Below are 19,118 nucleotides of genomic sequence, written 5' to 3' on the forward strand. Positions count from 1 at the left end.
GCCAGGTGACCGCCAAGCCCCTTGTCCTTCGTCCACCGTTTCTGTGGATAACTTTGTGAAGAACCGGGCCCGCTCCACGCGCCGGCCCTTGTTTTTCGGGCCCTCTGACAGATTGATCGTTTCGCAGGCAGTGGAAAACGCTTTGAAATCAATATCTTGGCTCCATCTTGGTGCGGGCATGCGGTTGAACGGTTGGCATGCCAGCAATGACGCCATTTGTGGACAGATTTGCCTCGGAGAGCCGCATGAATGAAGGCTTCCGGGCCGCCGAGCCCGCTGCTGGGGGCCGCGTGTGGCAGGTTGGGGCGCTGGTGCGCGCCATTGCTGACACCTTGCAGGCGCGCTTCAATCCGGCGGCGGTGCGTGGCGAAATATCGGGCTTTTCGCGCGCGGCCAGCGGGCATTGTTACTTTTCGCTCAAGGACGCCAACGGCCAGATCCGCTGTGCCATGTTCCGGCGCGCCGCCCAACTGTTGGACTTCAACCCCGCCGAGGGCGACCTGGTCGAGGTGCAGGGCCGGCTGGACGTCTACGGGCCGCGTGGCGACCTGCAGCTCATCGTCGAGAGCCTGCGCCGGGCCGGGCAGGGCGCCCTGTTCGAGCAGTTCCTGCGGCTGAAGGCGCAACTGGAGGCCGAAGGCTGCTTCGATGCCGCGCGCAAGCGGCCGCTGCCGCCGCTGCCGCAGTCCATTGGCGTGGTCACCTCGCTGGGCGCGGCGGCCCTGCGCGACGTGGCCACGGCCTTGTCGCGCCGCGTGCCACACCTGCCGGTGACGCTGTTCCCGGCGGCGGTGCAGGGCGTGCAGGCGCCGGCCGAGCTGTGCGCCGCCCTGGACCGGGCCTACGCCCAGCACCGCGCCTGCGGCGCTCCGCAAGTGCTGCTGCTGGTGCGTGGCGGTGGCTCGCTGGAAGACCTCTGGGCCTTCAACGATCCGGCCCTGGTGCGCAAGTTGACCGAGGCACCCATGCCCGTGGTCTGTGGCGTGGGCCACGAAACGGACTTCAGCTTGTGCGACTTCGCCGCCGACCTGCGCGCGCCCACGCCCACCGCCGCCGCCGAGCTGTGTGCGCCGGCGCGGGCCGACCTCCTCGCGGTGGTGGACCTGATGCAGGCGCGCATGGCGCGTGCGGCGCAGGACGCGCTGGACCTGCGGGCCCAGCAGCTGGACCGCCTGGCCGTGCGCCTGGGTCGACCGTCCGGCCGGCTGGCCCAGGGGCAGCGCCAGTTGCAGGCGCTGGAGGCCCGGCTGGCGCGGCGGGTGCACCTGGAGGCCGAGCGCCAGCAACATGGTCTGCGGCGCCTGGCCGAGCGCCTGCCGCAGGCGCTGGCGCGGCAACTCGACACCAGCCGCCAGCGCCTGGCGGGCGCCGAGCAGGCGCTGGCGCTGCTCGATCCGCGTCTGGTGCTGCAACGCGGTTACGCCTGGCTCAGCGATGACGCCGGGCACGCGCTCACCAGCGTCACCCAGGCCCACGCCGGGCAGGCGGTGCTGGCGGTGCTGGCCGATGGCGAGCTGGGCCTGACCGTGGACCGATTGACCACAAGACACTGAGGTCATGCGGTCTGCCTACAATGCGCTTTTCTTGACCACAACACGAGAGGATCACAAGATGGAACACACCCTGCCCGCACTGCCCTACGCGATCGACGCGCTGGCGCCGCACTACTCCAAGGAAACCCTGGAGTTCCACCACGGCAAGCACCACAACGCCTACGTGGTCAACCTGAACAACCTGCAGAAGGGCACCGAGTTCGAGGCCATGGACCTGGAGTCCATCGTCAAGAAGTCCAGCGGTGGCATCTACAACAACTCGGCCCAGATCTGGAACCACACCTTCTTCTGGAACTGCATGAAGCCCAACGGCGGCGGTGAACCCTCGGGCGCCCTGGCCGCGGCCATCAACGCCAAGTTCGGCAGCTACGCCGCCTTCAAGGAAGCCTTCGTCAAGAGCGCCGTGGGCAACTTCGGTTCCGGCTGGACCTGGCTGGTCAAGAAGGCCGACGGCTCGGTCGACATCGTCAACATGGGTGCCGCCGGCACCCCGCTGACCACCGCCGACAAGGCCCTGCTGACCGTGGACGTGTGGGAACACGCCTACTACATCGACTACCGCAACCTGCGTCCCAAGTTCGTCGAGACCTTCCTCGACAAGCTGGTCAACTGGTCCTTCGCCGAAGCCAACTTCGCCTGAACCTGATCGCGGTTCGACGCCGCGACCAAAAAGCCCGAAGCGCCGCGCGCCTCGGGCTTTTTGCTTTTGGCGCGCCGTGGCCCGCGCAGCTACAGGTGGGCCGTGAACACGGGTGCCGCGTCCCAGCGGTCGTGCTGGCCGTCCACGTGGGTGATGGGGATGCGCGACAGCTGCTCTTCACTCAGGCCTTCGAGGCAGCCGATGTTGACGCCGTACATCTGGTCGATGGGCGTCTCGTTGCCCACGCCAAAGGCCCGCACGCCGCAGTGCCGGCAAAAGAAGTGCTGGTTCTTGTGGGTGTTGAAACGGTATTCGGTCAGCGCCTCCTGGCCCGCGAGCAGGCGAAAACCGTCGGCCCGGGCCACGGCGGGCCAGAAACGCGTGCGCCGGCAGATGGAGCAATTGCAACGGTAGCTGTTTTGGTCAAGGTCCAGGTCGGCCTCGAAGCGGACGGCACCACAATGGCAGCTGCCGCGGTAGGTTTGCATCATGGTTATGCCTCCTGCGTTGCCCGGTCATGCATCCCTCGCATGCCCGGATGGGCCTTTTTTTGCAAAAAAAGCGCACTTCCTTGGGATGATATTTTGTATTGTGGGAATCTGAAGGAAAAAATGGCCACAGGGTCAGACCACTGAAAGCAAAATCGGGGATTGTCATAAGTTTGGGCCGGTTGCCGTTTGGGCCGGTGGCATTTTTCTCACAACCACATCTGGACACAAGAGATGAGTTCCCAGCAATCCACCATCATCTACACCCTGACCGACGAAGCACCGCTGCTGGCGACCAGTGCCTTTCTTCCGGTCATCCGCACCTTTGCCGCGCCCGCGGGCGTGACCGTGGAGACCAGCGACATCTCGGTGGCCGGCCGCGTGCTGGGCCAGTTCCCCGAGTACCTGAGCGAAGAGCAGCGCGTGCCCGACCACCTGAGCGAGCTGGGCAAGCTCACGCTCAAGCCCGAAGCCAACATCATCAAGCTGCCCAACATCAGCGCCTCGGTGTCGCAGCTGATGGCCGCGATCAAGGAACTGCAGGCCAAGGGCTATGCCATTCCTGACTACCCCGAGAACCCAAAGGACGACAAGGAAAAGGACATCCGCGCGCGCTACAACAAGTGCATCGGCTCGGCGGTCAACCCCGTGCTGCGCGAAGGCAACTCCGACCGCCGCGCGCCCAAGGCCGTGAAGGAGTACGCGCGCAAGAACCCGCACAGCATGGCCGAGTGGAGCCAGGCCTCGCGTTCGCATGTCTCGCACATGCATCACGGCGACTTCTACCACGGCGAAAAGTCCATGACGCTGGACCGCGCCCGCGACGTGCGCATGGAGCTGATCACCAAGAGCGGCAAGACCATCGTCCTCAAGCCCAAGGTCTCGCTGCTCGACCGCGAGGTCATCGACTCCATGTTCATGAGCAAGAAGGCCTTGCTGGCTTTCTATGAAAAGGAGATCGAGGACGCGCACAAGACCGGCGTGATGTTCTCGCTGCACGTCAAGGCCACCATGATGAAGGTTTCGCACCCCATCGTGTTCGGCCACTGCGTGCGCATCTTCTACAAGGACGCGTTCGCCAAGCACGGTGAGCTGTTCAAGGAGCTGGGTGTCAACGTCAACAACGGCATGGTCGATCTCTACAACAAGATCGCCAGCCTGCCGCAGAGCAAGCAGGACGAGATCAAGCGCGACCTGCACGCCTGCCACGAAGGCCGCCCCGAGCTGGCCATGGTCGACTCCGCCAAGGGCATCACCAACTTCCACTCGCCCAACGACGTGATCGTGGACGCCTCCATGCCGGCCATGATCCGCAACGGCGGCAAGATGTGGGGCGCCGACGGCCGCCTGAAGGACGTCAAGGCCGTGATGCCCGAGTCGACCTTCGCCCGCATCTACCAGGAGATCATCAACTTCTGCAAATGGCACGGCGCCTTCGACCCCAAGACCATGGGCACGGTGCCCAACGTGGGCCTGATGGCCCAGCAGGCCGAGGAGTACGGTTCGCACGACAAGACCTTCGAGATCACCGAAGACGGTGTGGCCAACATCACCGACATCAACACCGGCGAGGTGCTGCTGTCCGAGAACGTGGAAACCGGCGACATCTGGCGCATGTGCCAGGTCAAGGACGCCGCCATCCGCGACTGGGTCAAGCTGGCCGTCAACCGCGCCCGCAACTCCGGCATGCCGGTGGTGTTCTGGCTTGACCAGTACCGCCCGCACGAGGCGCAACTGATCACCAAGGTCAAGATGTACCTGCACGAGCACAACACGGCCGGCCTGGACATCCAGATCATGAGCCAGGTGCGTGCGATGCGCTACACGCTGGAGCGTGTGGTCCGTGGCCTGGACACCATCAGCGCCACCGGCAACATCCTGCGCGACTACCTGACCGACCTGTTCCCCATCATGGAGCTGGGCACCTCGGCCAAGATGCTGTCCATCGTGCCCCTGATGGCCGGTGGTGGCATGTACGAAACCGGTGCCGGCGGCTCGGCGCCCAAACACGTGCAGCAGCTGGTGGAGGAAAACCACCTGCGCTGGGATTCGCTGGGCGAGTTCCTGGCGCTGGCCGTGAGCTTGGAGGACCTGGGCCTGAAGACCGGCAACGCCAAGGCCAAGATCCTCGCCAAGACGCTGGACACCGCCACCGGCAAGCTGCTGGACAACAACAAGAACCCCAGCCCCAAGACCGGCCAGCTCGACAACCGCGGCAGCCAGTTCTACCTGGCCATGTATTGGGCCCAGGCCCTGGCCGAGCAGACCGAGGACGCCGAACTGGCCACCAAGTTCGCGCCCCTGGCCAAGCAGTTGACCGACAACGAGCAGGCCATCGTGGCCGAACTGGCGGCCGTGCAGGGCCAGCCGGTGGACATCGGTGGCTACTACAAGCCCGACTTCGGCAAGCTCGACGCCGTGATGCGCCCCAGCGCCACCTTCAACGCCGCGTTGGCGTCGGTGAAGGCCTGAGCGTTCAGGTCGCGAGTTACAAAAAGGCCGGCCCATCGCCGGCCTTTTTCATTGGGCGCGGAAAGGTTCGCCCCGCAGGCGGCTGCCGGCGGCGATGCCACGCTTGGCGAACCAGCCCTGGTTCATCTCCAGCACGTAGCGCACCGGCTGGGCCGAGCAGTGCGAGTCGGTGGTCTGGGGCTTCATGTCGGCCAGGTTGACGATGGTGCCGTCGTCCGCCACGAAGGCGGCGGTCAGCGGCAGCAGCGTGTTCTTCATCCAGAAACACTGGCTGGCCGGCTGCTCGAAGACGAACAGCATGCCCTCGTGCAAGGGCATCTCCTTGCGCATCATCAGCCCGATGGAACGCTGCTGGGGGGTCAGGGCCACCTGGGCGTCGATCTGGTGCATGCCGGCGCCGAGTTTGACGCGCGGCAGGTTCATCTGGGGAGCGTCCTGCGCGTGTGAGGCGCAGGCCGCCGCGAGCACAAAGGGCAACAAGAGTCGGGGTGTGGCGTTCATGGTGGGCGATAACAACTAGAATTTTCGGGTTCGTCCTGCTTCCATTCGGAGACCCGCCTACATGTATCAGCATATCAAGGTCCCTGCCCAGGGCCAGAAGATCACCGTCAATCCGGACATGTCGCTCAACGTGCCCGACGATCCGATCATTCCCTACATCGAGGGCGATGGCACGGGGCTGGACATCACCCCCGTGATGCTCAAGGTGGTGGACGCGGCCGTGGCCAAGGCCTATGGCGGCCAGAAGCAGATCCACTGGATGGAGGTCTATGCCGGCGAGAAGTCGACCCAGGTCTATGGCCCCGACGTCTGGCTGCCGGAGGAAACCCTGGCCGCGCTCAAGGAATACGTGGTCTCCATCAAGGGCCCGCTGACCACGCCCGTGGGCGGTGGCATCCGCAGCCTCAACGTGGCCCTGCGCCAGGAACTGGACCTCTACGTCTGCCTGCGCCCGGTGCAGTACTTCAAAGGTGTGCCCTCGCCGCTGAAGGAGCCCGAGAAGACCAACATGGTGATCTTCCGCGAGAACTCGGAGGACATCTACGCCGGCATCGAGTACGAGGCCCGGTCGCCCAAGGCCGTCAAGCTCATCAAGTTCCTGCGCGAGGAAATGGGGGTCACCAAGATCCGTTTCCCCGACACCTCCGGCATCGGCATCAAGCCGGTGTCCATCGAAGGCACCGAGCGCCTGGTGCGCAAGGCCATCCAGTACGCCATCGACAACGACAAGCCCAACGTGACCATCGTGCACAAGGGCAACATCATGAAGTACACCGAGGGCGGCTTCCGCGACTGGGCCTATGCGCTGGCGCAGAAGGAGTTCGGCGCCGCGCCCATCGATGGCGGCCCCTGGTGCAAGTTCAAGAATCCCAAGACCGGCCGCGACATCACCATCAAGGACAGCATCGCTGATGCCTTCCTGCAGCAGATCCTGCTGCGCCCGGCCGAGTACTCGGTGGTGGCCACGCTCAACCTCAACGGCGACTACATCTCGGACGCGCTGGCGGCCCAGGTCGGCGGCATCGGCATCGCCCCCGGCGCCAACCTGTCGGACACCGTGGCCTGCTTCGAGGCCACCCACGGCACCGCGCCCAAGTACGCCGGCAAGGACTACGTCAACCCCGGCTCCGAGATCCTCTCGGCCGAGATGATGCTGCGCCACATGGGCTGGAAGGCCGCGGCCGACCTGGTCATCAGCTCGCTGGAAAAGGCCATCCAGTCCAAGAAAGTCACCTACGACTTCGCCCGCCTGATGGACGGCGCCACCCAGGTCAGCTGCTCGGGGTTCGGGCAGGTGATGATCGACCACATGTGAGTCGACGGCGCCCGGTTGGTCGGGCACCGGCATCAGCCCCTGTCCTGGCCGGACCGGGGCTTTTTTGTGGACGGACGCTGGCCTAGGGTAAATACGGATCGGCGGGCTGTCGAAAAAGGCCACGCTGCGTCGTCGTGAGTGTGGAGGCCGCCGATGCGCTGGCGGAGTCCACCCGGGCGCCCACGCGCGCCCGCCTTGCAACGCGCCCGTGTCGGCGCATGAACCGGAGACCCACCATGATGAACCCCGTCATCCACTTCGAGATGTCCTACCAGGACCGCGAACGCGCGGCCGCCTTCTACCGCGCGGCCTTTGGCTGGCAGACGCAGATGCTGGGCGCCGACATGGGCCACTACCTGCTGCTGACCACCGCCGTCACCGACGCCAAGCCCGGGGCGCCGGCGGGCGCCATCGGCGGGGGCATGTTCGCGCGCAGCGCCGACATGCCCGCCCACATGCAGCAGCCGTCCGTGGTCATCGGCGTGGAGGACGTGCTGGCCGCCATGGCCCGCGTGCGCGCGGCCGGCGGCCAGGTGCTGGGCGAGCCCATGACCATCCCCGGCGTGGGTGAGTACGTGCCCTTCATGGACACCGAAGGCAACCGCCTGAGCATGCTGCAGCCCAGCTGAAGGAGCCTCCCATGCGATTCATGATCATCGTCAAGTCCTGTCCCGAGTTCGAGGCCGAGGTCACGCCGGCCGCGCCCGAGGAACTGATGGCCGAGATGGCCGCCTACCACGAGGAACTGGCCCGCGCCGGCGTGCTGCTCGATGGCAGTGGCCTGCACCCCAGCCGCACCGGCTGGCGCATGCACTACGGCGCCGACGGCAGCACCCGCGTGGTCGACGGACCCTTCGCCGAGGCCAAGGAGCTGATCGCCGGCTACACCCTGATCCAGGTGCGCTCGCGCGAGGAAGCCATGGCCTGGAGCCGGCGTTTCCCCAACCCCGCCGGGCGCGGCAAGGAAGCGGTCATCGAGCTGCGCCAGATCATCGAGCTCGACGAGTTCCCGCCCAGCGAGGCACTGGACAAGTTCAAGCAGCTGGACGCTCAGTCCAAGCCCTGAGGTCACCCATGCTCAAGACCCTTGCCCTGGTGCTGCTGGTGGCCGTTGCCGCGCTGCTGGTCTACGCCAGCACCCGGCCCGACCACTTCCGCGTCGAACGCGCCACCACCATCCACGCCCCGGCCGAACGCCTGTTCCCGTTGATCAACGACCTGCACCGCTTCAACACCTGGAATCCCTACAACCAGAAGGACCCGGCCATGGCCGGCCAGTACAGCGGGCCCGAGGCCGGCCCTGGCGCGACCTACGACTTTCAGGGCAACAAGGACGTCGGCAAGGGCCGCATCGGCATCACCGCGTCCACCGCGCCCACGGCCGTCACCATGCAGCTGGACATGTGGGAGCCGTTCGAGGGCCACAACGTCGTCGACTTCACGCTCGCCCCCGCAGGCGGCGCCACCCGCGTCACCTGGGCCATGCACGGCCCCAGCAGCTTCCTGCCCAAGCTCATCGGCATCTTCGTCAACATGGACCAGATGATCGGCCGCGACTTCGAGCAGGGGCTGGCCAACCTCAAGGCCCTGGCCGAAAAGCCCTGACCCCGCCCACCCCCACCGAGGACACCACCATGCTGCGCCAGATCTTCGTCAACCTGCCCATCCAGGACATGGCCCGCTCGCAGGCCTTCTTCAAGGCCCTGGGCCTGAATTTCAACCCGCGTTTCACCAACGAGCAGGGCGCCTGCCTGGAGATCGCCGACAACATCTACGCCATGCTGCTGGTCGAGTCCTTTTTCCAGGGCTTCACCAAGCTGCCCGTGGCCGACGCCCGGAAAACCACCGAGGTGCTGATCGCGCTGTCGTGCGACAGCCGCGCCGAGGTGGACGAGCTGGTGGCACGGGCCGTGGCCGCGGGCGCCACCACGCCCAACACGCCGCAGGACCACGGCTTCATGTACCAGCACGGTTTCGCCGACCTCGACGGCCACCAGTGGGAGGTGTTCTGGATGGACGAGTCCGCCGCGCCCGCGCAGATGTAAGCGCCGCGTGCACGCCGCCCTGCACGAGACCATCGCCACCGTCTGGCGCCTGGAGTCACCCGCCATCGTGGGCGCACTCATGCGCCTGGTGCGCGACCTGGCCGTGGCCGAGGAGCTGGCCCAGGACGCGCTGGTGGCGGCGCTCGAACACTGGCCCGCCGACGGCCTGCCCGACAAGCCCGGTGCCTGGCTCATGACCACCGCCAAACGCCGTGCCCTCGATCACCTGCGCCACCGGCGGCTGAGCGAAACCCGCCACGGCGAGCTGGCGGCCGACCTGGCCGCGATGGAGGCCCTGACCGTGCCCGATTTCAGCGACACCCTGGACGAGCGCCGCGCCGGCAGCGTGGCCGACGATCTGTTGCGCCTGGTCTTCACCGCCTGCCACCCGGTGCTGACACCCGACGCCCGCGTGGCCCTCACGCTCAGGCTGCTGGGTGGCCTGAGCACACAGGAGATCGCGCGCGCCTTCCTGGCCGCCGAGCCCGCCATCGCCCAGCGCATCGTGCGCGCCAAGCGCCGCCTGGCCGAGGCCGATGTGCCCTACGAGGTGCCCCGAGGCGCCGAGCTCGCGCCGCGCCTGGCCTCGGTGCTGGAGGTGGTCTACCTCATCTTCAACGAGGGTTACACCGCCACCAGCGGCGCCGACTGGATGCGCCCGGCCCTGTGCATGGAAGCCCTGCGGCTGGGCCGCATGCTGGCGGAGCTGGCGCCCACCGAACCCGAGGTGGCCGGCCTGCTGGCGCTGATGGAGCTGCAGGCCTCGCGCACGGCCGCCCGCACCGACGCCCAAGGTCAGCCCGTGCTGCTGGCCGAGCAGGACCGCACACGCTGGGACCGCCTGCTGATCCGGCGCGGCCTGGCCGCCCTGGCGCGTGGCGAACAGCTGGCCGGTGCCACGCGCGGGCCCTATGTGCTGCAGGCCGCCATCGCCGCCTGCCATGCCCGCGCCACGCGCTGGGCCGATACCGACTGGTCACGCATCGCCGCGCTGTACGGCGAGCTGGCCCAGGTCGCGCCTTCGCCGGTGGTGGAGCTCAACCGCGCGGTGGCCGTGGCCCAGGCCCAGGGACCGGCGGCGGGTCTGGCCATCGTCGAGGGCCTGCTGGACCACCCCGCCATGGCCCGCTACCACTGGCTGCCCAGCGTGCTGGGCGACCTGCTGTTCAAGCTGGGGCGGCGGGCCGAGGCCCGCGAGGCCTTCGAGCGCGCGGCGGCTCTGGCCGGCAACGAACGCGAGCGTGAGTTGCTGCTGGCGCGGGCGCACGAGGCCCAGGGCTGAGCCGGGCCGGTGCGGCCACGTCAGACGAAGTCGCGCAGCCGGTACCAGCCCATGCCCACGGCCTGCATGAGGCCGCCCAGGCCTTCGCCGCCGGGGAAGGGCGGGTTGGTGATGCCGGCGAACCAGTCCAGCCGCTCGGGGTGGCCGGCCATGGCCTCGGTGACCAGCGTGGCCGCCACGCGGGTGGGCACCAGGCCGTGGCCGCAGAAACCCTGGGCCCAGAACACCCGTTCGCCGCGCCGGCCCCAGTCGGGCATGCGGCGCAGGGTGATGTCGATGTGGCCGCCCCAGGCGAAGTCCATGCGCACGTCCCTGAGCTGCGGGAAGGTGCGCAGGATGTTGGCCTTCATGGCCTGCGGCAGCTGGGGCGGCGTGCCGCCCATGTAGGTGCATTTGCCGCCGAACAGCAGACGGTGGTCGGCCGTCATGCGGAAGTATTCGAGGATGAACTGGTTGTCGTAGACCGCGTGGTTGCCGGGGATGAGGCCGCGGCACACCGATTCGCCCAGCACCTCGGTCACGCCGATGAAGGTGCCCACGGGGAGGACACGCGCCGACACACGCGGGTCCACCTGGTCGAGGTAGGCGTTGGCGGCCAGCACGATCTGGTCGCAGTGCACCGACATGCCACCGGCCACGCGCACGGTGATGCCCTGCGCGTCCTCGGTGTAGCCGTCGACGCGGCTGTGTTCGTGGATGACGGCGCCGGCCTTCTCGGCCGCGCGCGCCAGGCCCAGCACGTACTTGAGCGGGTGGATGTGGGCGCCTTCCGGGTCCACGATGCCGGCCTGGAAGCGCTCGGAGTTCAGGTAGCGCGGCAGCGTGGCCTTGTCCACGAAGCGCAGTTTGTGGTAACCCCACTCCTTTTCGCATTCTTCCATCCAGCCGGTCAGGTCGGCCACGCGGCGCGGCAGCACGGCCACCTCCAGGTGGCCTTGCACCAGGTCGCAGGCGATCTGCTCGTCGCGCATGAGCTGGCGCATCGAAGCCACGGCCTGGAGCGATTCGTCGAACATGGCCTTGGCGCGCTCCTGGCCCATGACGCCTTTGAGGCGCTGCATGCCACACGGAAAGCCGATGATCATCTGCCCGCCGTTGCGGCCCGAGGCGCCCCAGCCCACGCGGCTGGCCTCCAGCACCAGCACCGACTTGCCGGCGCGTGCCAGCTCCAGCGCGCAATACAGGCCAAAAAAGCCGGCACCGACCACACACACGTCCACGCGCCGGCTCTCGGCCAGGGCGGGGCGGGGTGTCTGCTGGTCGCGCGAGGTGGCGGCGTAGTAGCTGTCAACGTGTTCGGGGCTGCTGCGGAACATGAGCGGACCTTTTGGGATGGGGGCGGGGCCTTCAGGCCAGTTCGATCAGGTGGCGCAGATCCCACTGCTGGCGCGGGTCGGCCGCGCCCTGGCGCTCGGCGTGCTCGTGGTGCTTGATGCCAATGTAGGCGTCGACCAGCGGGTGGCCCAGCAACGCGCGGACCACGGGGTCTTCGTCGAGATGGCGCAGCGCATCGGGCAGCGCGGTGGGCAGGGCGTGTGCATCCGCCGTCCCGGCTTGTGGGGCCTGCCCGGCGCTCAGGCCCGCCAGGCCCAGGCCCAGCGTGAGCGCCACCGACAGATAGGGGTTGGCGTCGCCGCCGGGCAGTCGGTTTTCGACGCGCCGCGCGCTGGGGCCCGCGCTGGGGATGCGAAAGGCCAGCGAGCGGTCCTCGGGGCCCCAGCTCGCGTGCGAGGGCGCGGCGTCCGACAGCACGACGCGGTCGTAGGACATGCCATGGGGCGCGAAGAAGGCCATGGCCGCCCCCGCGTGCGCCTGCAACCCGGCCACGAAGTGGCCCAGCGCGGGTGTATCGCCGCCGTCGGCCTGGGCAAACACATGGGGCCACTCACGGGCCTCGTGTTGCAGGCTGAAGTGCCAGTGTGTGCCGGTGCCGGGCTGGTCGAGGAAGGGCTTGGCCGCGAAACTGGCCAGAAAGCCGTGGCGCGCCGCCACATCGCGCGCCAGGCGTTTGAAGCGGAACACCGCATCGGCCTGGGCCAATGGCGCGCCGGGACGGAAGTTGACCTCGTATTGCGACAGCGCCGATTCGTGCGCGTGGCCGTTGACCGGAATACCCAGCTGTTCGCAGCCGGCGAACAGCTCGTCGAAATAGGCATCGAAGTGGCCCAGGCGCTCCAGCGACAGCGCCTCGCAGGCCGACTCGCGCGCCGGTGCGCCGGGCCGGGCGCGGGCGCCACGCAGCCGCACCGAGCCATCGGCGGCTTCCTCGCGCTCCAGCAGGAACAGCTCCAGCTCGGGCGCCACCAGGGCCCGCAGGCCCTGCGCGTCGAGTCCGGCCAGCACGCGGCGCAGGGCCGCACGCGGCGAGAGTTCGCTGGCGTCGATCTCGCGTCCGTGGCGGGCCGACCACCAGCGCCCGGTGGGCTCGCAGATCACCGTGGCCTCGCCCGGCCGGCCCGGGCTGGGTGCCAGCGTGGCCAGGTCGGGCACCAGGTGCATGTCGATGTACTGTGCCGGCAGCAGCGGCCCGATCACGTCCTCGGGTTCGCCACCCGTGAGTGTCAGTCCCAGCACCACCGACGGCAGCTTGCAGCCACCCAGCGCGAGGAAGTCGTCGCGCGCGACGCGCTTGCCGCGCGCGATGGAGGTGAAGTCGCCGATGGCGCATTCGACGCGGCGCGCGGCCAGGGGTTCGAGGGCTTGGGCCAGCTCGATCGGGGAGGGGGGTGTGAGCGGGGTGATGTCGGGCATGGGGCGGGAAGGTGAAGGCCCCGATGATGGCGTGATTGGACCTTCTGAAGAGGTCCATTTGGGTGGTGGTCGTGGTGCCAAATGGCGACAGACCGGCGCCGGCACCGCCGCGTTGATGGGCTTGATTATTTTTAAAAAGCATTTGCTTGTCAAAAATAAACCAAGCTGTTATGGTCCTGCGTCATGACCGCTCCGGACCCCACTTCCACCCCCAGCGCCGAGCGCCGCCCACGTGGGCGTCCGCGCAAGCTGCCCGAGGCGCGCGACGACGGCAACCGGCGCCAGGAGCTGATCCGCGCCGCGGCGCGCCTGTTCCGCCAGCATGGCTTTGCCGCCACCAGCACGCGCGACATCGCCGCCGCCTGTGGCATGCGCTCGGGCTCGCCCTTCTACCACTTCGACAGCAAGGAGGTGCTGCTGGCCGCGGTGATGGAGGAGGGAATGCGTTTTGCCATCGCGCGCCAGACCGAGGTGCTGGCCGGGGCCGGCGCGCCGGGCCAGCCGCTGGTGGCGCGCTTTCGCGCCATGGTGCGCAGCCACCTCGACGTGCTGCTGGGCCCGGACAGCGACTTCATTCCGGTGATGCTGTACGAGTGGCGCAGCCTGACGCCGGCGCAGCGCGAGGCGGTGGTCGATTTGAAGAACCGCTACGAAGCGCCCTGGGGCGACCTGCTGGCCGACCTGCACGCCGCCGGCCATTTGCGGGGCGATCCGGCGCTGGCGCGGCTGCTGATGTTCGGCGCGCTCAACTGGAGCGCCCAGTGGTTCGACCCGGCGCGGCGCGCCACGCTGGACGACGTGGCCGACGCCGCGCTGCAGCTGTTTCTGAAGGATGTGCGATGAGCTACCGATCCGTTTTTGCCCCCGGCCTGTTCGCCTGCCGCACTCTCGTGGTCACCGGTGGCGGCTCGGGCATTGGCCGCTGTACCGCCCACGAACTGGCCGCGCTGGGCGCCCACGTGGTGCTGGTGGGCCGCAACGCCGAGAAGCTGCAGGCCACCGTGGCCGAGATCCAGGCCGATGGCGGTGACGCCAGCTTCCACGTGTGCGACATCCGCCACGAGGGCGCGGTGCAGGCCATGGTGGCCGACATCGTGGCCGCGCGCGGGCGCATCGACGGTCTGGTCAACAACGCCGGCGGCCAGTACATCACGCCGCTGGAGAAGATCAGCGCCAAGGGCTGGGACGCGGTGATCGCGACCAACCTCACCGGTGGCTTCCTGGTGGCGCGCGAGTGTTACCAACAGTCCTTCGCCGCGCACGGCGGCGCCATCGTCAACATCGTGGCCGACATCTGGGGCTCCATGCCCGGCATGGGCCACAGCGGCGCGGCACGGGCCGGCATGGTCAGCTTCACCGAAACGGCGGCACTGGAATGGGCCCGGAGCGGCGTGCGCGTGAACGCGGTGGCCCCGGGCTACATCGCCTCGCACGGCATGGACCACTATCCCCCGGAGGCCGGCCCCATGCTGCGCGAGATGCGGACCACGGTGCCGCTGGGGCGCTTCGGCAACGAGGCCGAGACGGCGGCCGGCATCGTCTTTCTGCTGAGCCCGGCGGCCAGCTTCATCAGCGGCACGGTGCTGCGCATCGACGGCGCGCGCCCGCAGGTGCGCATGGGCTGGGGCCAGGTGGCCGCGCCCGCCGAGGTGCAGCAGCGCGACGCCGTGCGGCCCTTCGATGGTTTCCACCGCTACGTCACGCCCAAGGTGTTTGCATGAGGTTTCAATCGAACTGGAACAGCGCCAGCTCTCAGGCGCAGACTCGCCGCGAAGCCATGCTGGCGCGCATCGCCCAGTGGCACGCGCTGGAGGAGCGGGCCGCCGCGGTCTCGGCCCGGTCGCTGCCGGTGTTCGAGAAGCGCGGCCAGCTGCTGCCGCGCCAGCGCGTGGCCCTGCTGCTGGACGCTGGCGCGCCGTGGCTGCCGCTGTGTGCGCTGGCGGGCTACCTGCAAGACAGCAAGGACCCGGCGAAGTCGGTGCCCGGGGGCGGCATGCTGGCGGGCATTGGTTTCATCAGCGGCGTGCGCTGCATGGTGGTGGCCAGCGATTCGGGCATCGACGCCGGCGCCATCCAGGCCATGGGCCTGGACAAGATCCTGCGCGTGCAGGAGATCGCGTTGCAGAACAAGCTGCCCTTCGTGCACCTGGTGGAGAGCGCCGGCGCCAACCTCATGAAGTACCGCGTCGAGGGCTTTGTGCACGGCGGCGCCCTGTTCCGCAACCTGGCGCGGCTGTCGGCCGCAGGGCTGCCGGTGATCACCGTCCAGCACGGCTCGGGCACGGCGGGCGGTGCCTACATGCCGGGCCTGAGCGACGTGGTCATCATGGTGCGCGGGCGTTCGCGCGCCTTCCTGGCCGGGCCGCCGCTGCTCAAGGCCGCCACCGGCGAAATCGCCACCGAGGAGGAACTGGGCGGCGCCGAGATGCACACCACGCTGTCCGGCCTGGGCGAGCACCTGGCCGAGGACGATGGCCACGCGCTGGGCATCGCGCGCGAGGTGGTGGCGCGCCTGGGCGCCAGCTTCCGTGCCCCGCCATCGGCCGTCCCCGCTGGCGCACCGCCGCCGCTGTACCCGGCCGATGACCTGCTCGCGCTCATGCCCGAAACCCTGCGCGAGCCGGTGGACATGCACGAGGTCATGGCGCGCCTGGCCGACGGCTCCGAGCTGCTGGCGTTCAAGCCGCTGTACGGCGCGGCCACCCTGTGCGTGCAGGCCAGCATCGCGGGCCATGCGGTGGGTTTCATCAGCAACAACGGCCCCATCGACGTGGCCGGCGCCAACAAGGCGACCCACTTCATCCAGCAGATGTGCCAGCTGGGCCAGCCGCTGATCTACCTGCAGAACACCACCGGCTACATGGTGGGCAAGGACAGCGAGCAGGGCGGCATGATCAAACACGGCAGCAAGATGATCCAGGCCGTGACCAACGCCACCGTGCCGCAGATCACGATCCAGTGTGGCGCCAGTTTCGGTGCCGGCAACTACGGCATGTGCGGGCGGGGTTACGCGCCGCGTTTCCTCTTTGCCTGGCCCAACGCGCGCACCGCCGTGATGGGCGGCGAGCAGGCCGCCAGCACCATGCGCACCGTGACCGAGGCCGGCCTGCTGCGCAAAGGCATCACGCCCGACCCGGCCGAGATGCAGGCGCAGTTCGAGCGCATCGTCGAGGTGTTCGAGTCGCAGGCCGATGCCTTCTACACCAGCGGCCTGCTGCTGGACGACGGCATCATCGACCCGCGCGACACCCGCGCCGTGCTGGCGCAGTGCCTGGACATGTGCGCCGAGGCGCAGGCGCGCCAACTGCGGCCCATGCAGTTCGGCGTGGCGCGGATGTAGGCCATGGCCGAGCCCCTCAAGCACCTGCTGAACGACGGCGTGCCGCCGCGCATCGCGGCCATGTTCAAGCGCGCCTGGCGCGGCTTCGACACCGCGACCTTCCTGCGCCAGGTGGAGCCCGGCTACGAGCGGCTGGAACTGATGCAGCGCGGCCAGCGCATCGCCGAGGCCCTGCACGCCCGGCTGCCCGAAGATGTGGAGCGGGCGCTGGCCATCCTGGTGGACTCGCTCGATCCCCCCATGGGCCTGGACGCCAAGGGCGAACCCGACGCGGGCGACCGGCCCTACAGCGCCTTTCTGTACCTGCCGCACAGCCTGTTCATCGCCGCCCACGGCCTGGGCCATTGGGACGCCGCCCTGCGCGCCCAGCACGCGCTCACGCAGCGCTTCACCGCCGAGTTCTGCCTGCGGCCCTACCTGATCCACCACCGCGCCGCCACGCTGGCGCGGCTGCGCGACTGGGCGCAGGACGACAACGCCCATGTGCGCCGCGCCGCCAGCGAAGGCACGCGCCCGCGCCTGCCCTGGGCGCCGCGCCTGCCCGAATTCCAACGCGATCCCACGCTCGCGTTGCCGCTGCTGGAGGCGCTCAAGGACGATGCTTCGTCCTACGTGCGGCGCTCGGTGGCCAACCACCTGGGCGACATCGCCAAGGACCACCCGCAACACGCCACCACCACCGCGCGCCGCTGGCTGGACGGTGCGCCCTCCGAGCGCGCGGGCCTGGTGCGCCACGGCCTGCGTTTCCTCATCAAGCAGGGGCACCCCGACGCGCTCGACGTGCTGGGCCTGGGCCATGAGGCGGCGCTCGATATCGCGGCCGTTCGCATCGCGCCGGCCGAGGCACCCATCGGCGGCAAGCTGCGCATCGAGGCCGAACTGCACAACCCCACACCACGCAGCCAGCGCGTGCTGGCCGACCTGGTGGTGCACTACGTCAAGGCCAGCGGCGGCAGCTCGCCCAAGGTCTTCAAGCTCGCCACGCTGGACATCGCGCCGGGCCACACCGTGGCGGTGGGCAAGACGCTCTCGTTGGCGCAGATGACGACGCGCACCCACCACCCCGGCCGCCATGCGGTGGCGCTGCTGCTCAATGGCCGCGCCCATCCGCTCGGGCATTTCGATCTGACGACATAACCAGGAGACACACCATGCAGTTCACCCACGAACACCGCGAAATCCAGAAGACCCTCAAGCGCTTCATTGACGAGGAGATCAACCCGCATGTGGACGAATGGGAGGCGGCCGAGATCTTCCCGGCGCACGAGGTGTTCAAGAAGATGGGCAACCTGGGCCTGCTGGGCCTGACCAAGCCCGAGGCCTACGGTGGCGCGGGCCTGGACTACAGCTACAGCGTGGCCATGGCCGAGGCGTTGGGCCACATCGACTGCGGTGGCGTGCCCATGGCCATCGGCGTGCAGACCGACATGTGCACGCCCGCGCTGGCCCGCTTCGGCAGCGACGAGCTGCGGCGCGAGTTCCTGGCACCGGCCATCGCCGGCGACATGGTGGGCTGCATCGGCGTGAGCGAGCCGGGCGCTGGCAGCGACGTGGCCGGCATCAAGAGCACGGCACGCAAGGACGGCGACGACTACGTGATCAGCGGCTCCAAGATGTGGATCACCAACAGCATCCAGGCCGACTGGATGTGCATGCTGGTCAACACGGGCGAGGGTCCGATCCACAAGAACAAGAGCCTGGTGATGGTGCCCATGCGGGAGAACGGCCAGCTGCGCAAGGGCATCACGGTGGGCCAGAAGATCAAGAAGATCGGCATGCACAGCAGCGACACCGGGCTGATCCATTTCGACGAGGTGCGTGTGCCGCAACGCTACCTGATCGGCCAGGAAGGCGCCGGCTTCATCTACCAGATGCAGCAGTTCCAGGAAGAGCGGCTGTGGTGTGCCGCGAGTTGCCTGCAAAGCCTCACCAACTGCGTGCAGTGGACCATCGACTATGCCAAGGAGCGCAAGCTGTTCGGCGGTGCCTTGTCCGACCAGCAGTGGGTGCAGTTCAAGCTGGCCGAACTCAAGACCGAGATCGAAGCCCTGCGCGCGCTGACCTACCAGGCCTGCGAGCACTACGTGGCCGGCGAGGACGTGACCGAATGGGCCACCATGGCCAAGCTCAAGGCCGGCCGGCTCAACCGCACCGTGCCCGACACCTGCCTGCAGTTCTGGGGCGGCATGGGCTTCACCTACGAGAACAAGGTCTCGCGCCTGTACCGCGATGGGCGGCTGGCGTCGATTGGTGGCGGGGCCGACGAGGTGATGATGGGGATTCTAGCCAAGACGATGGGGATGATGAAGCGGCCTGGTGCTTGAGGGTTCGGAGGTTTTTTATGCGTTGCACCACGTTTCCCCCCCTATCCCCCCCAGCCCCCCTTTCCGCCCCCGCAGGGGCGGAAAGGGGGGGGCCTGGATTTGACCCCTTCGCGCCGATCACGGAACACGTGCGGCAAGTCGCCACCACCTTTGCACGCCACGGCGCGAACCCACGGTTGGGGCTGCCTCGAACGGCATGGCTCGGCGCCGCTGGCCGCTGCGCGTGCCAGAACGAGCAGGCGCGCAGCGCCGACGCGCGGTGCCGAGCAAGGACGCCAGCCGGCGGTCCCAACCGCAGCGCCAGGGCCGTGGTGTGCACGGGTGGTGGTGGCGCATCGTTTGTAGCCCGCAGTCGGCGTCCAGACCCAAGATCCAGGCCCCCCCCCGAACGGACCCCCCGGGGGGGG

The 19,118-nt window shown here is 68.4% G+C and carries 19 protein-coding genes; 15 read left to right on the forward strand and 4 right to left on the reverse strand.

Annotated features, from left to right (window positions below):
- Positions 1-245 precede the first annotated feature (245 nt).
- Positions 246-1,553: an exodeoxyribonuclease VII large subunit gene (gene xseA, locus AAHB17_RS19255; protein ID WP_342132426.1), complete on the forward strand. Its 1,308-nt coding sequence runs from the start codon at positions 246-248 to the stop codon at positions 1,551-1,553.
- 58 nt (positions 1,554-1,611) lie between these two features.
- Positions 1,612-2,193 (forward strand): superoxide dismutase, encoded by a 582-nt coding sequence (locus AAHB17_RS19260; RefSeq protein WP_342132427.1) that lies wholly within the window; start codon positions 1,612-1,614, stop codon positions 2,191-2,193.
- An 89-nt stretch (positions 2,194-2,282) separates the two neighbouring features.
- Here AAHB17_RS19260 and AAHB17_RS19265 read toward each other — a convergent pair whose 3' ends face one another.
- Positions 2,283-2,684, reverse strand: coding sequence for a GFA family protein (locus AAHB17_RS19265; RefSeq protein ID WP_342132429.1), 402 nt, complete (start codon positions 2,682-2,684; stop codon positions 2,283-2,285).
- A 231-nt stretch (positions 2,685-2,915) separates the two neighbouring features.
- Between AAHB17_RS19265 and AAHB17_RS19270 the strand changes: the two genes are divergently transcribed.
- Positions 2,916-5,153: an NADP-dependent isocitrate dehydrogenase gene (locus AAHB17_RS19270; RefSeq protein WP_342132430.1), complete on the forward strand. Its 2,238-nt coding sequence runs from the start codon at positions 2,916-2,918 to the stop codon at positions 5,151-5,153.
- Between the two features lie 48 nt (positions 5,154-5,201).
- On the opposite strand, the gene AAHB17_RS19275 is transcribed toward AAHB17_RS19270, so the two are convergent.
- Positions 5,202-5,654, reverse strand: coding sequence for a DUF192 domain-containing protein (locus AAHB17_RS19275; protein ID WP_342132431.1), 453 nt, complete (start codon positions 5,652-5,654; stop codon positions 5,202-5,204).
- Between the two features lie 61 nt (positions 5,655-5,715).
- Here AAHB17_RS19275 and icd point away from each other — a divergent pair, with 61 nt between their 5' ends.
- From icd to AAHB17_RS19305, 6 genes are all read left to right on the forward strand, one after another.
- Positions 5,716-6,969, forward strand: coding sequence for an NADP-dependent isocitrate dehydrogenase (gene icd / locus AAHB17_RS19280; RefSeq protein WP_342132432.1), 1,254 nt, complete (start codon positions 5,716-5,718; stop codon positions 6,967-6,969).
- A gap of 236 nt (positions 6,970-7,205) precedes the next feature.
- A complete protein-coding gene (locus tag AAHB17_RS19285) occupies positions 7,206-7,598 on the forward strand; it encodes a VOC family protein (protein WP_342132433.1) in 393 nt (130 codons plus the stop codon).
- Between the two features lie 11 nt (positions 7,599-7,609).
- The gene (locus AAHB17_RS19290; protein ID WP_342132434.1) at positions 7,610-8,035 is read left to right on the forward strand and encodes a YciI family protein; all 426 of its coding nucleotides are present in this window, start codon (positions 7,610-7,612) and stop codon (positions 8,033-8,035) included.
- An 8-nt stretch (positions 8,036-8,043) separates the two neighbouring features.
- Entirely contained in the window at positions 8,044-8,574 is a 531-nt protein-coding gene (locus AAHB17_RS19295) for an SRPBCC family protein (protein WP_342132435.1), read from the forward strand.
- Between the two features lie 29 nt (positions 8,575-8,603).
- A complete protein-coding gene (locus AAHB17_RS19300) occupies positions 8,604-9,014 on the forward strand; it encodes a VOC family protein (RefSeq protein ID WP_342132436.1) in 411 nt (136 codons plus the stop codon).
- A gap of 7 nt (positions 9,015-9,021) precedes the next feature.
- Positions 9,022-10,296 carry an RNA polymerase sigma factor gene (locus AAHB17_RS19305; RefSeq protein WP_342132437.1) on the forward strand — a complete coding sequence of 425 codons (1,275 nt, stop codon included), beginning with the start codon at positions 9,022-9,024 and terminating at the stop codon, positions 10,294-10,296.
- A gap of 20 nt (positions 10,297-10,316) precedes the next feature.
- Here the strand turns inward: AAHB17_RS19305 and AAHB17_RS19310 are convergent, their stop codons facing one another.
- Together AAHB17_RS19310 and AAHB17_RS19315 are read right to left on the reverse strand one after the other, a co-directional pair.
- Positions 10,317-11,612 (reverse strand): NAD(P)/FAD-dependent oxidoreductase, encoded by a 1,296-nt coding sequence (locus AAHB17_RS19310; protein ID WP_342132438.1) that lies wholly within the window; start codon positions 11,610-11,612, stop codon positions 10,317-10,319.
- Between the two features lie 31 nt (positions 11,613-11,643).
- Positions 11,644-13,047 carry a glutamine synthetase family protein gene (locus tag AAHB17_RS19315; RefSeq protein ID WP_342132439.1) on the reverse strand — a complete coding sequence of 468 codons (1,404 nt, stop codon included), beginning with the start codon at positions 13,045-13,047 and terminating at the stop codon, positions 11,644-11,646.
- Between AAHB17_RS19315 and AAHB17_RS19320 the strand changes: the two genes are divergently transcribed.
- The 6 genes from AAHB17_RS19320 to AAHB17_RS19345 are packed head-to-tail and all read left to right on the forward strand — an operon-like array spanning position 13,037 to position 18,711.
- The gene (locus AAHB17_RS19320) at positions 13,037-13,234 is read left to right on the forward strand and encodes a hypothetical protein (protein WP_342132441.1); all 198 of its coding nucleotides are present in this window, start codon (positions 13,037-13,039) and stop codon (positions 13,232-13,234) included. The two genes, AAHB17_RS19315 and AAHB17_RS19320, sit on opposite strands and share 11 nt — an antisense overlap.
- On the forward strand, positions 13,231-13,890 hold the full coding sequence (locus AAHB17_RS19325) for a TetR/AcrR family transcriptional regulator (protein ID WP_342132442.1): 660 nt from the start codon (positions 13,231-13,233) through the stop codon (positions 13,888-13,890). Before AAHB17_RS19320 ends, AAHB17_RS19325 begins: the two co-directional genes overlap by 4 nt.
- Entirely contained in the window at positions 13,887-14,768 is an 882-nt protein-coding gene (locus tag AAHB17_RS19330; protein WP_342132444.1) for an SDR family oxidoreductase, read from the forward strand. The genes AAHB17_RS19325 and AAHB17_RS19330 overlap by 4 nt, the downstream gene beginning before the upstream one ends.
- Positions 14,765-16,387 carry an acyl-CoA carboxylase subunit beta gene (locus AAHB17_RS19335; protein ID WP_342132446.1) on the forward strand — a complete coding sequence of 541 codons (1,623 nt, stop codon included), beginning with the start codon at positions 14,765-14,767 and terminating at the stop codon, positions 16,385-16,387. Before AAHB17_RS19330 ends, AAHB17_RS19335 begins: the two co-directional genes overlap by 4 nt.
- Before the next feature lie 3 nt (positions 16,388-16,390).
- Positions 16,391-17,524, forward strand: a complete 1,134-nt coding sequence (locus tag AAHB17_RS19340; protein WP_342132448.1) for a DNA alkylation repair protein — start codon at positions 16,391-16,393, stop codon at positions 17,522-17,524.
- 14 nt (positions 17,525-17,538) lie between these two features.
- Positions 17,539-18,711, forward strand: coding sequence for an acyl-CoA dehydrogenase family protein (locus tag AAHB17_RS19345; RefSeq protein WP_342132450.1), 1,173 nt, complete (start codon positions 17,539-17,541; stop codon positions 18,709-18,711).
- Positions 18,712-19,118 lie beyond the last annotated feature (407 nt).

The organism is Hydrogenophaga sp. OTU3427 (assembly GCF_038440225.1).
GTDB lineage: Bacteria > Pseudomonadota > Gammaproteobacteria > Burkholderiales > Burkholderiaceae_C > Hydrogenophaga.